The sequence below is a fragment of the Termitidicoccus mucosus genome (assembly GCF_038725785.1).
Classification (GTDB): Bacteria; Verrucomicrobiota; Verrucomicrobiia; order Opitutales; family Opitutaceae; genus Termitidicoccus; species Termitidicoccus mucosus.
On record NZ_CP109796.1, the window covers coordinates 5,368,388 to 5,380,933 of the forward strand.

Annotated in this window: 13 protein-coding genes; 4 read left to right on the forward strand and 9 right to left on the reverse strand. The window is 61.2% G+C overall.

The window, feature by feature from the left end:
* Positions 1 to 28 precede the first annotated feature (28 nt).
* Positions 29 to 226 carry a hypothetical protein gene (locus OH491_RS18650; RefSeq protein ID WP_068770118.1) on the forward strand — a complete coding sequence of 66 codons (198 nt, stop codon included), beginning with the start codon at positions 29 to 31 and terminating at the stop codon, positions 224 to 226.
* A gap of 131 nt (positions 227 to 357) precedes the next feature.
* On the opposite strand, the gene OH491_RS18655 is transcribed toward OH491_RS18650, so the two are convergent.
* The 4 genes from OH491_RS18655 to OH491_RS18670 form a co-directional block, all read right to left on the reverse strand.
* On the reverse strand, positions 358 to 1,482 hold the full coding sequence (locus OH491_RS18655; protein ID WP_068770117.1) for a FecR family protein: 1,125 nt from the start codon (positions 1,480 to 1,482) through the stop codon (positions 358 to 360).
* Positions 1,483 to 1,566: 84 nt separating this feature from the next.
* On the reverse strand, positions 1,567 to 2,154 hold the full coding sequence (locus OH491_RS18660) for an RNA polymerase sigma factor (protein WP_068770116.1): 588 nt from the start codon (positions 2,152 to 2,154) through the stop codon (positions 1,567 to 1,569).
* Positions 2,151 to 2,624 (reverse strand): hypothetical protein, encoded by a 474-nt coding sequence (locus OH491_RS18665; protein ID WP_068770115.1) that lies wholly within the window; start codon positions 2,622 to 2,624, stop codon positions 2,151 to 2,153. Before OH491_RS18665 ends, OH491_RS18660 begins: the two co-directional genes overlap by 4 nt.
* Before the next feature lie 632 nt (positions 2,625 to 3,256).
* Positions 3,257 to 4,288 (reverse strand): LacI family DNA-binding transcriptional regulator, encoded by a 1,032-nt coding sequence (locus OH491_RS18670; protein ID WP_334319267.1) that lies wholly within the window; start codon positions 4,286 to 4,288, stop codon positions 3,257 to 3,259.
* Positions 4,289 to 4,391: 103 nt separating this feature from the next.
* Between OH491_RS18670 and OH491_RS18675 the strand changes: the two genes are divergently transcribed.
* Positions 4,392 to 6,068 carry a glycoside hydrolase family 3 N-terminal domain-containing protein gene (locus OH491_RS18675; protein WP_068770114.1) on the forward strand — a complete coding sequence of 559 codons (1,677 nt, stop codon included), beginning with the start codon at positions 4,392 to 4,394 and terminating at the stop codon, positions 6,066 to 6,068.
* Positions 6,069 to 6,071: 3 nt separating this feature from the next.
* The gene (locus OH491_RS18680) at positions 6,072 to 6,971 is read left to right on the forward strand and encodes an HAD family hydrolase (RefSeq protein ID WP_145928757.1); all 900 of its coding nucleotides are present in this window, start codon (positions 6,072 to 6,074) and stop codon (positions 6,969 to 6,971) included.
* Between the two features lie 175 nt (positions 6,972 to 7,146).
* Here OH491_RS18680 and OH491_RS18685 read toward each other — a convergent pair whose 3' ends face one another.
* From OH491_RS18685 to OH491_RS18700, 4 genes are all read right to left on the reverse strand, one after another.
* Entirely contained in the window at positions 7,147 to 7,728 is a 582-nt protein-coding gene (locus OH491_RS18685; protein WP_068770112.1) for a MarC family protein, read from the reverse strand.
* 37 nt (positions 7,729 to 7,765) lie between these two features.
* The gene (locus tag OH491_RS18690) at positions 7,766 to 8,149 is read right to left on the reverse strand and encodes a membrane dipeptidase (protein ID WP_068770111.1); all 384 of its coding nucleotides are present in this window, start codon (positions 8,147 to 8,149) and stop codon (positions 7,766 to 7,768) included.
* A gap of 26 nt (positions 8,150 to 8,175) precedes the next feature.
* Positions 8,176 to 9,075, reverse strand: a complete 900-nt coding sequence (locus OH491_RS18695; protein WP_145928756.1) for a hypothetical protein — start codon at positions 9,073 to 9,075, stop codon at positions 8,176 to 8,178.
* 162 nt (positions 9,076 to 9,237) lie between these two features.
* Positions 9,238 to 10,161, reverse strand: coding sequence for a TolB family protein (locus OH491_RS18700; RefSeq protein ID WP_145928755.1), 924 nt, complete (start codon positions 10,159 to 10,161; stop codon positions 9,238 to 9,240).
* Between OH491_RS18700 and OH491_RS18705 the strand changes: the two genes are divergently transcribed.
* On the forward strand, positions 10,141 to 10,404 hold the full coding sequence (locus OH491_RS18705) for a hypothetical protein (RefSeq protein WP_145928754.1): 264 nt from the start codon (positions 10,141 to 10,143) through the stop codon (positions 10,402 to 10,404). The genes OH491_RS18700 and OH491_RS18705 overlap by 21 nt on opposite strands.
* A gap of 49 nt (positions 10,405 to 10,453) precedes the next feature.
* On the opposite strand, the gene OH491_RS18710 is transcribed toward OH491_RS18705, so the two are convergent.
* On the reverse strand, positions 10,454 to 12,523 hold the full coding sequence (locus OH491_RS18710; protein ID WP_068770108.1) for a beta-galactosidase: 2,070 nt from the start codon (positions 12,521 to 12,523) through the stop codon (positions 10,454 to 10,456).
* Positions 12,524 to 12,546: the final 23 nt, after the last annotated feature.

Sequence of the window (12,546 nt, forward strand, 5' to 3'; positions counted from 1 at the left end):
GTAGAAACGATATTGCTTGCGAACTGGAATGGCTCTTTTGCGCCGCCTGGCCGGGTCGAGTGGCACGGGCGTCTCGCCCGTGCCACGGCGCTCCGCGCCGCCATCCCCAAAAACCAACATGGGCGAAGACGCCCATGCGACGCAATCCGCCGCCTTCCGACTGCGCCGCCAAAACGCCAATTTTGTTCGCAACTGGTATTATCCGATTTGGTTCTTCGCTGTCTGAGGATGTCGCTTCGCTCGGAACGATGTCTGAAAAACAATCATTCAAAACATGCGCTTTCTCAGAAATCTTGGATGCGCGATTTGGGCGAACCGCTTGGCCGGACGGTCGCCCGTATCGAGAGAGTTTCCGGTTTACGGCGCCGCAGTCTCCGCGGTGGAGTCGTCGGATTCGACGGGATGGAGCGAAAGGATCACCCGCTCGATTTTGTCGGACGAAGGCTCGAAGCGGTGTCCGATCCCGAGGTCCTCCAGGAGCCGGAAAATCTCCGGCAGCGTCTCCGATTGGAAGCGGGCGGTCACGGTCTCGCGGGCCAGCGCGGGGTCGGCCAGCACGATGGCGATGCCGTGACGGCGTTCCAATTCGCGCATGGCGTCGGGTAGCGGTTCGTCTTTCCACACGATCCGGTCGGACATCCAGCCGGTGGCCGCCTGCACGGGGACATTGTGCAGCTCGCCTTCGCCGGTTGCCGGGATGAGCGAATACTGCATCCCCGGAGCCAGCGTGACCGGCGCCTGCTCAGCTTCCGCCCGGCCGAGGGGCGTCACCTGCACTTTGCCGCTGACCAGCGTCACCTGCGCGCGGGTGCCGTCGGCAAAAGCCCGGACATTGAACCGGGTGCCCAGCACGGTGATGCGCAGGGTGCCGGTCTCGACGACAAAGGGGCGCGCGGCGTCTTTCGCCACATCGAAGAAGGCTTCGCCGGTGAGCCGGACGGTGCGGCTGCGGGCATCGAAGGCTGAAGGGTAGGAAAGCTGGCTGCCGGCGTTGAGGGTCACTTTGGAGCCGTCCTTCAAAGCGATTTCCATGCGCCCGCCCACGCCGTTGACCTGCCTGACCCAAGTGCGGTTTCCCGCCGCCGCATCGACCGTCCGCCAGCGGGGGCCCAGGGCGAGGATGGCGAGCGAGATGATCGCCGCCAGCGAGAGCGTGGTCGCGAGGACAAACCGGGGCCGGGAAAAGGAAAAAAAGCGCGAACGCGACCGGCCGGAGCGCGATTCATTGGGAGAGGGGACCGGCGGACGCTCGCGGACGACCACGCCCCGCACCTTCTCGATCTCCCCCTCGACATCGAATCCTTCGAGCCAGTTGGCCGCACTTGTATTCCAGCCGGCCGACATCCGGTCGAACATCTCCCGCCAGGCCGGCTCTTGCAGCATCTGCACCAGTTGCTCCCGTTCCGCGGCCGATGCCTCGTCGAGCAGGTAGCGCGCGGCAAGCGCGTAAAACGCTTTTTTGGCGTGATGGTTAGGCGGCATGGAACAGTTTTACCCTATATGTCTGGGAAAAGGGCGCGGATCGACTACTGCCACAAGGAGAATTCTGGAGAAGTTTTATTCCGTTCATCCGGTGCGGGAATCCCCTTTCAGGCGGCTTCTGATCCCCGGCAGCGCCTCTTCGAGGGTGCGCATGGCCTTGGCGATGTGGCTGCGCACGGTGAACTCCGAAATCCCCAGCGACTCTCCGATTTCCTTGTAACGCATGTTCTCGATCCGGCTCATGCGGAAAACCTGCTGCCTTTGCGGAGGCATGGAGGCCAGAAGCGCCTCGATCTCGGCTTGGAATTCCCGATACAGGACACCGTCATCGGACTGGGCGGGCTGCGCGAGCTGGTGGGCGGGGACGTTGTCCAAGGGCACCAGCTCGGGCCGGATCACATCGCTGGCCAGCAGCGAGGATGCCTGCTTGACCACGGCGCCGAACAGGTAGTGGCGCACGCCGGTGCGGATCGAAAGCGTCTCCCGTCGCCGCCACAGGCTGATGAACACGTTCGAGACCGCCTCCTGGGCAAGGTCGTGGCGGTCGAGAAGGGAGTGGGCGAACTGCGCCAGGTGGACGTAGTATTTGCGCATGAGGAGCACCAGCGCCTCCTCGTCACCCCTGGCCATCCTCGCCAGCCATTCGTCGTCGTTGCCGGAGTCCGCGTTCATAAGGTTGCCGGCGGTGCCCCGAGAGGATCGCCTTCGCTGCTCCGCCGGACCGTCACCTTCAAGGTGTGCCGGGTGAACACCACGCCGGTGAGGCTGGAAATGGAATAAAACAGGCGGGCTAGGGTGATGCTTTTGCCGGACTCGAACGCGATCCGGTGGTTGAGCGGGATCTGCCGGGGCAGGTAGATGAACTCGAAGTTGGTCTGGTTTTCCACCAGGGTCAGGATGTCGATCAGCCGGACCGGATGCGTGGAGATCGAGGAGATGTCCACCGTGGTGGTCGCCAGCGCGTGATCGTCCGCGTAGTCGTGGATTTTCGCCGGCGCCTGCCCCGCCAGCAGACAGGCCGGAAGAACCAAGCCGGCCAGCCAGGTCAGCCGGATGCGGTTTCCGTGCGGGACACGGCAGGCTGCGGAAGCGGAGGTTCCGAAAATCCGGGCAAGGATGCGGTTGGCAAGCGGGCAAAACATACAAAAATATGTCTGGAAATCCAGGACGCATCGACTACCCGGGGATGAAAATAGTCGGGAAATTTTTTCCAGACCCACCTGTATTCTAATATCAATTACACATGGCCGGAGGGCGGAAGCCGAACAATGATCATGATGCAAAACGCGCAGCCGGACCCGAGCCAATCAAAAACAGCCGGCCCCGGCGGTTGACACGAAATCTTAACATTGCGGCGGGCACGGACAGGGCCGGGTTTCGCGGATACTACGGAAAGGTTGCGCAATCGTAACAAGCAAGGGCCGTCGATCCGTCCCGGATCCTGCGACCTATAAATAAACCACGATGGGATTCCGGACCTTTGTGCCGGCCGGAAACCCGCATGTATGCCATCCGCCATGTTTTCTCTTCACTCATCGAAATCCGTTTCCGCCTTTGTTCTCTCCATGGCCGGATCGTCCGCGTCCACTGCCCCGCCAGTCTCCCTGCTCTGTTTCGGCGATGGGCGCGCAACCCGTTTCTCCCGGAAGAGCCGCCCCGGGGCAGTTTGAGGCGCGGGCTTGATCCGGTGCTGTGCAATCCGGCCTGTCTGGCTAAATAAAGATGGATTGTTCCGGTGGGACACGGAGGGGAATGCCGGCCTTATGGAATCAATTTATATGGCAAGCGGTTGGCGCAAGGTTGTCCCTTCGCGCCATTCGCCGTTGATCAAGGTGAGGCGTGGACGGCGGGGCAGGCCGTATTCGTTGCGCTGCATCTGGGCGATGAGCAGTTCGATGGTGGTTGCGCCGATCATCTCATGGTCCTCCTCGATGCCGGCGACATGCGTTTGCGCGGGACGGTTGACGCAGGCGTGGCCGATGCTGTTTGGGCCGAGCAACTTCACTTGGCGCAGCCAAGTTTCCTCCCATCCGGCCAAGCTTATGACCGCGTCGGGCTTGTGTTTTTTGAGCCAGCTTGAAAAGGCGGGCAGTGACGCGGGGCCGTGCCGGCCGACAAACAGCGGCACCCGGCGTCGGGCGGGAAGGCGCTGGTTCATCACCAGAAAACCGGAAAGCCAGTTTTGCTCGACGGCCTCGACTTCATCGGGCTGCAAGCTCAGGCCAATGCGCCGGTGGCCGCGCGCCTGCAACTGCTGCAGCACGATGTCCATGTTGTGCCGGTGATGCGACGAGACGCGGTCCACCGGCGGCCAGTCCCAGGTATAGGAAATCGTGGCGCCGGCATAGTCCTGCCAGCGCATGGCGGAGAGATCGACAGGCGCGCGTTTCGGCCCGGCCAGCACCACGCCGCGGATGTCGCGTGCATGCAGGATGCGGTCGAGCCGGGCCGGGGTCATGCCCTTTTCACGCAGGAAAAACACCTCGGTGCGAAAACCGAGACCGGCGGCGCGGTCGGCCATGCCTTGCTGTTGCCGGCGTGTATATTCGCGGTCAAGCCAGCCGCGCTCATCGGCGGCATCGGCCAGGAGCGCGATGCAGCCGCCCGCCTGCGGACGGCGGTTGCGGCGGATTTGCGCCATGAGGCTGGCGACATTGGGGTTGGGCCGGTAGCCTTGCGCGTCGGCGAGTCGCCGGATGCGTTCGCGCGTGGCGGCGGGGATGGATGGATCGCCGCGCAGGGCGAGCGAGACGGCTGTCTGGCTGACGCGGGCGAGCGAGGCGAGGGCGCGTTGGTTGAGTGGCATCGGGAGGGAATTCAGGGGAAAGGGAATCGCTTCACTAATCGTGAAAAGTAACGGGCCGGTTGCAAGTCCCGACCGCATGCGGTTTGGCTGGCCGGGCACTTTTATGCACACGATTACCACCCGCCCCGTTTCCGAAAAAGACATTCTCTCGCTTCCGCTCGCCAAGAAAGTCGGCCAGCTTTGCTGCCCGATTTTGCAGGCCAGCTCCCTGCTGGATTATCTCCGGACCATCGTGGCCGAGTGCGGCGTCGCGTTCGTGCGCTATTGCCCGAACGCCTACTACGACAACCAGAGCCGCCTCGTCTGCGATCCCAGCCCCTACCTCACGCCGCAAAAAAACGCCGCGCTGCTCAACGAGCTCCAGGCGCTCTCGCTTGAGCAGGGCAGCGGCCTGCCGGTCTTCGTCGGCATTGACCAGGAGGGCGGCACGCGCAACGACCTCAACCGCTATGGCACGCTCGTCTTCGGCAGCCACATGTCCTTCGGCTGCGCCGACGACCCCGCGCTCACCGAGGAAACCGCGCGCCTCACCGGCCTCCAGATGCGCGCCCTCGGCATCAATCTCATCCAGGCGCCCTGCACCGACGTGTTTCAGTTCGCGGGCCGCGCCACCGTCAAGGCCACCTCCTTCGGCGAGGACCCCGCGCTCGTCACGCGCCACGCGCTCGCCATGATGCGCGGCTACAAGCGCGCCGGCCTGGCTGTGATGATAAAACATTTTCCCGGCTACGGTGCGACCGCCGTGGACGCCCACAAGGGCATCGCCGAAATCCGCAAGCCGCTCGACGAACTCGAGGCGCTCGACAACCGCCCCACGCGCGAACTCCTCGCCGCCGGCGCCGACGCCATCATGATCGGCCACGCCATTGTCCCCGCCATGGATCCCGGGCGCGCGCCCGCCTCCATGTCGCACGCGATTGTCCACGGTTACCTGCGCGAAAAGCTCGGCTTCGACGGCATCATCCAGACCGACGCCCTCCGCATGAACGCCATCCACGACAACTATGGCACCGCCGTCGCCAGCGTGCGCGCCGTGCAGGCCGGTTGCGACGTGCTCCTGCTGCGCGGCGACGTGAACCATTTCCTCGACGGCTACCGCGCCGTCTATGACGCGGTGAAGTCCGGAGAGATCAGCGAGGCGCGCCTCGACGAATCGCTGCTCCGCCTGCACCGACTGCGCCAGCGCGCCGGCCTCTACGAGACCGCCTTCGTGCAACCGGAAAAAGCCGCCGCGCCCTTCGCCTCGGAAGACGCCCGCCGCTGCGCGCAAACCCTCGCCGACCGCTCCGTCGTGGTGCTGCGCGACGACGCGAAACTTTTGCCGGCCAAAATCGGCGCCGGCGCGCGCGTGGCCGTGATCAGCCCGAAACCGCAGAAACTCGACGGCGCCAACGACCCGATCCAGAGCGAGGACATGCTGATAAAAGCCGTGCGCGAGCGTTTTCCGAACGCCGCCGGCGTGCTCACCGAACTGGTGCCGACCGACGCGAATATCGCCGCCGCGCGCGCCGCCTGCGCCGGGGCCGATTTCGTGATTGTCGGCAGCATCAACGCCATCAACTTCGCGCGCCAGCCGGAGCTGGTCTCCGCCTGCCTCGACAGCGGTAAACCGGCGGTCGTCGTGGCGATGGAGTCGCCTTTTGATCTGGAAAAATACCCGCAGGCCCGGACATGCCTCTGCACACTCGGCGCGAGTCGCGACGCGATGACCAGTGCGATAAAAATCATCACCGGCGAACTGCAGCCGACGGGCAGACTTCCCGTCACGCTGAAAAACTAATCCGTGCCGCGCGCCTCGTCTGCTATGCCGGTTGACAAAAAAATCTCCTTCATCAAACGCCACGCGCACATGGTGGCGTGCGACAGCGACGGCTGCGTTTTCGACGTGATGGATTTGAAGCACAAGGAGTGTTTCTGCCCGGCGTTCATCAAGCATTTCCGCCTGCAGCGTTGCGCCCGGCAAGCGCGCGAGGTGTGGGAGTTTGTCAACCTCTACAGCCGCACGCGCGGATGCAACCGCTTCAAGGCGGCGGGGCTCGCGCTCGAGTTTTTGGCCGCGCATCCGGACGTGCGCGCGCTGGACATGCATTTCATGGACTTCGGTGCGCTGCGGCATTTCGTGGCGGCCACGGATGCGCTCGGCGAGCCCGCGCTGGCACGCGCAGTGGAGGAGACAGACGATCCGGCATTGCGGGCGATGCTGGACTGGACGCGTGAAGTGAACGCCGCCGTGGCCGCGATGTGCCAGGGCCTCGGTCCGTTCGCGGGCGCGGCCGGGGCATTGCGCACGGTCTCCGCGCAGGCGGACCTGGTGGTCGTCAGCCAGGCGCCGCGCGCGACGCTGATCGGAGAGTGGACGCACGCTGGGCTGGACAGCGGCGCGGCGTTCATTGCCGGGCAGGAATTCGGGAGCAAGGCCGCGCAAATCCGCCAGGCGATGGAGGGGCGTTACACCGCGGAGCAGGTTCTGGTGCTGGGCGACGCGCCGGGCGACCAGGAGGCGGCGGAGTCGGTCGGCGCAAGGTTTTTCCCGATCACGCCTGGTGACGAAACCGCGAGTTGGCGGAGTTTTGCCGGGGAGGGATTCCCGCGCTTCCTGAGCGGCGGTTTCGGCGTCACCTATCAGCACGAATTGAACGCGTCTTTCAGTGCGGCCCTGCCGTCGAGTCCCCCGTGGTTATAATCCAGCTAATCCCGCTTGTTTTGTTGGCCAGGCAAACCGCCCGTTGTCAGTTTCGATCCCCTCCGGCGTGTACAGCCATCCGCATCCGATATTCAACCACGCTGACACGGCAGTCTATTTTACCTCCAACAAGGATCACACCCGGTCAATTCATCGGGTGGATATATAGGTCATTTTAATAACCCCTTATCCCGGTGAAAATGATCTGGGCCGCCAAGGCGCAGACAAACAACCCGGTCAGGCGGCTGACGATTTGCAGTCCCGCGGGCCCGAGCAACCGGTTGATCCTGTCCGAGAGAAATAGCATCAGCCCCATTGTCATGCTCGCCAGCGCGATTCCGGCCAGCGAGATGAACCGCGCATTGAATGCCTGGTTCACGCCCATTACCAGCAGCGCGCCGATCGTGCCTGGTCCGACGATCACTGGAATCGTCAGTGGCACGATGACGATTCCGTTGTTTGCCTCCCTGTCCTCCACCGGCGTTTTCCCCTGCGCCATGGCCAAGGCCGAGAGAAACAGGACGCTGCCCGCTCCGATGCGAAATGCATCCGCCGTGATGCCGAAAAGCGTGAAAATAAACCGGCCAAACAGGAATAGCGTCGCGCTGGAAACCAGCACGGCCAGCGCCACCTGCCAGGCCATGCGCCGCCGCTCCGCCGGCGTGTGTTTTCTGGTCATGGCGAGAAAACACGAGAGCCCGAAAAACGGGGTGTAGAGCACCATCATTTTCAGGTAAATGCTGATAAGCTCGTTCATGGTTGTGTTTATAATTGCATTCGGCTGCGTTTCCAGATCAGAAACATCCCTCAAGGGCCTTTTGCGCCACGCGCATTACATTTCCGCCAATGATCCTGCCGGTGCCTCGGTAAAACCGGGGAACCGCACAGATGCCGACATAACCGCCGGTTTTGACGATTTCACGGATGACCTCGTCGGTTTTTCCGCGATAGTGCCTGCTGAGCGCTCCGGCGACCGTGTGGCTGGCGACGACCGGTTTTTTCGAGCATTGCGCAGCTTCCATGCTGGTGCGGAGCCCGGAATGCGCCACGTCGGGAATGATGCCGACCCAGTTCATCTCCGCGATGACGGCGCGGCCAAACTCGCTGAGTCCGCCATCCGCCGATTCAGCGCATCCGTCCCCGGGCAGATTGCGCCGGTTGTCAGTCAGGTGCATCATGCGGACTCATGAATCGGAATTAATTGTCATAAACGCTCCACGGCGCGGGTGCGATAGAATCGAGGATCGCTGAATATATCGGTCCAGCGAACATCATCGACAAATTCATCCGGAAGCAGTTGTTGCAATCCCCCAAATGCGCCCGCCGCGGCAAGCACCATGTGCGGATGCAATGTATAAAGCTCGTGCGCGTGCCGGGCGTAATAGTCGCGGACCAGCCGGCCATAACGCCGCGCCGCTGCATCGATGTCACCTGTCCGGTAGCCGGGGGACAGACGCCGCATCAGAACCAGTGCGTATAATGCATCAAGTTCGATATAATGCATCACATGAACATGTTCCGATGCATTGCGTGGCTCCAGCCAGGAACCGCGCGGCAGTTGCAGGGCCAGCACGCTGTCTATGACGCGTTCCGGAAGAGGGAAGCGCCGTCCATGATGTTCGTAAAGCGGCAGCAGATGCGCCGCTCCGCCGAGGCCTTGGTGCCGGTCCTCAAATACCACCCCGGTCCGCCACCATCCCGTTTGGAAATCCAGGTTGGCGTCGAGCCAGGCGAACACGGCGTCCAGCCACGCGGCGGATGCGCGGGCGCTGAAACTGAAGCAATGCACTCCGCCCCAGAACAAATGCGAGGTTTGCCAGGCTCGGCTCCAGTCGAGCGATTCGAGCCACCGTCCTACTTTTTCGAGAGTGTCGAACGGCTCGTAAAGTTTCACCGGCTGCGCCTGTTTGCCACCGAGCACGCCAAGCGCGCCGATTACCATGCCGTTGGCATGGAGTTGCGAATGCCCCATCGTGTCGCAATAGCCGCCGTTGTCGGGCCGTTCGAAGTCATGCTTGATGAAACTATTGATATGCCCGCACCATTCGCCCCGCTCGCTGTCGCCCAGAATGGCGGCCAAATCCTCGCCGATGATGGTGCGCAATATCGCGATATCACAGGAGGAATACAAATCGCAGCGCGCGCGCGGCGCCATGCGGTAGGCGCCGTTGCGCCCGTCATGGTCGCGAAGCCGTTCGCAGTAATCCAGCATGTCCGACCGGACACGGGCCAGGGGGAATATTAGCGCCTTTTGGTGCATGGCGGTTTATAATTGCATCAAATACAGTCCGCGAAAACCTTCGTGGGTGGAATCGAAGGAAACGCATTTGCCGTCCGGGCCCCAGCGGGGATGCAGGTCGCAGCGAATGTCGATGGGATGCACGGGAGGAGAATGAAACGCGGCGATTTCCCTCCCTTGGCGCGCCGCCAGGTCGTAAATATATAAATGCTGAAGTCGGCTTTCGTCGGGGTAGCTGTCATAAAGCATTCGGGATCTGTCCGGTGAATAACTGCAATGCCCGTCCTTGATGAAAAATGTTCTGTCAATCGCGGACAAGGAGGCGTTCTCCGTGTCAGTGATTTCATAAAGTTGGTGTTTCGCGGGGCCATCGCTGTGGATGGCGAAGGTCGCCTGGTTTTTCCAGTGATAATGTGACGCGTAGGCTTTTGTGGGCAGCACGTGTAAATCCGTTCCATCCCTGTTTGCGGTTATCACTGTCGTGTTCCATGTGCCGTCCTTGCCTCCGGAAATAGCCACTGGAAAATTCCTGACCAGCGCAAGAAAGCGTGTCCCCCCGAGATTGAAGGTGATATGGTTAACCAGCAGCTTTTCATCGGCAACCGGGGCAAACTCCTTGATCGCCGAGGCGATGTTCGCAAGCGACAGGATCAGGCGTGTGGAATTGTTTTTCAAGTCCACGAGGTAAATGCCGTCGTCGGTTGGTTGTTTTTCATCCCGCCATTTGTCCGGCAGGTTGCAATAGCCGTAGCCCGGACGAAAATCATACATGCGCGAAAAATTAATACTGAGCGCAAACCTGTCATCGGAGGACAGCGATGCAAAAGGCAGGCATAGTCTGCTTATAATCCGATCCTCGACAAATGAATAAATGACGGAGTGAAAACCATCGGCACCATTGAAGTCATTATATGCGATGAGATCGCCATCATGTCCCAGCCATTGCAGCATGGAGCCTTGCTGAAAATTCCACGCTTGTGTTTCGCCAAAAATCTCAAATCCGCCAGTCGCAAGGTCAAAGACCCCGAGTTCGGCAGTGTCGGCGGGCGCGGGGAGCCGGTCGCGGAAACCGACCCGGTGGCAAAGGTGAAAGCGTCCGGATGGGTCGAACGCGGGAATGTCATAATAGCCGAAAAAATAGTGCCGGCCGTCATTCGGGCTGATGCGTCTCAAGGAGTGCATGGAATTTTTTAATTGCGCGCCCGGTCATAAGGAAGCTGTTCGATTGGCGCACTCATTGAGTTTATCTGAAATGAATGGCTTGCACCGCGCGGGGCGGCACTTCGACCGAGAGGAGGCCGTCGGCATCCGTCGCGACGCGGGCGCCGTCCAGCAACACGCCGCCCGCGCCCCGTGCCTTGGTCGCAAGCACGACCGTGTCCGGTTCTTCTGAATAATTGCAAATCCCCGCAAGATAGGCATCCCCGTCATTGTTGAGCAGTACGGAGACATCGGTCAGTTTTCCCTTTTTTCGTATTTCAACCACGGGTTGCAGGGCGTCCCGGAAATGGGAGAAAAGCTTTTCAAAATAGCCCAGCGCTCCCGGTTCCGCCTCGGCGCGCTCCACCTTGTGCCCCAGCATGAATGGCACATGCAGGCATCTCCCCGCGCCAACCGGGGATTCCACCATGGCGGGCACGCCGTCCTGTGTTTTCAACAGGACACGGCTGTCACTCCCAAGGCGCAGCTCCTGAAAATAATCGTCATGGAAGACGAGTGACTGCGATCCGCACGCGATGGAGTCGCGGAATCTCGAAGAAAAGTTTTCTTCCTCGAAGCCAAGTGTTTCATGAAGCCCCGCTCCTGGCGCATGCGGCCACAGATTGCCGTCCTCATCCAGAATCGCAAAACGACTCTCCGTGACCAGCACGCCGCCAGACCTGACAAAGTCTGTGAGCGTGGATATGAGCGCGGCGGAAACACCCGCCAGGCATGGCACAACGAGAACCTTTATGTCAGCGGGGACGCCGGCTTTGAGTTGACCGGGCGTGATGTAGGATGGCGCGACTCCGTGCAACCAAAGTCCGCGAAACCATCCCCGGTGCGCATCCGTGTAGAACGAGGGGGACGCCCCTTCGCCGGTGCTGACGCCGATGGCGCTATAAAGCCGCTCGGCCTCCGGGTCGTGCAGTATCGCGCATCCGGCGTCGTCTGGTTTTGCCCCCGCCAAGTCTTGCGCGTGTTTCCTGGCGAAGCGCGCGACTTCCGCGGCTTGCGCCGCGAAATGATTCGGGCGACCGGAAAAATCCGTGAGCCCTCGTCCTGAAACCTGGCGCCCACGGCGAAAGGGACGGTATTTCCAATAAATCACGCCTTGGATGCCATGAAACAACGCTTGATAGCTCCAGAGTCGCAATTCATCGGACATGGATGATTTTTCCAGCGGAAACAAACTCCGGTTGTGCGTCATGAGTTCCGATATGAACACTTGCTTTTCCCCCGCCGCGGAACGTCCATGCCGCCAGAATTGGGGCCAAAGCCATGCGCTGCGCTCCCACCAATCCGGGGCCAGCATGTTGGCGTAGCAGGAAAGCCCCAGCGCGTCGCTTTCCGGGGCGGCGTCCCAGTCGCTGACTCCATAATAGTTCGCCGTGCGGTTATGCAAAACGTCGCTGCCGAGCACATCGACAAACACGGGCGTGGCAGAATCAATTTCCCTGAGCGCGTCCCTCCACCGGTGAATTTGCCCGGCGAAATCATGCGAGCGAAAACGCAGCCAGTCCCGCTCCGCTACAACCGACGACCACGTCCAGACGCGGTAGTCCGGCGGGATGGCGGCAATGTTGTCAAAGTCACGAAAATAGGTGGCCCAGGCGCGGTTTAATTTTTGTATGTCTCCCTGATATTGGCGGCGGAGAAAATCGACAAACGCCTGAATCGTTTCCGGCGAGCGGGAATTATTGCCAATTTCGTTAAAGACATCGTATGCAAGCAGGGCGGGATGTCCGCGAAAATGTCCGGCCACCTCCTTGAAATAGCGCGCGAGAAGCGCCTCTTTTTGTTTATTATGGAATCCGTTTTCCCGGTAATTGGGATTTTGAACATACCCGTAACATTCGGGCGCATCCGCCTCCTGCATGACTTGTCCTTGCAATTCGAGAATGACCTTGAGGCCGAGTTCCGCGCACCAGTCCATGATGGTGTCGATCGTGCCGAACGCGGTTTCCCCGGGCGGGTTTCCCTCCCAGCGGCTCAACGGCGGATAAAGCACGATGGTGTTGAACCCGAGGTCGCGGATATTTTCCAAATCGCGACGCATTTCCTCCAGCGGGACACCCGGCTCGGCCAGGACAACGACCCCGAATGGAATCATATTAAGTTTATAAGACCTTGTTG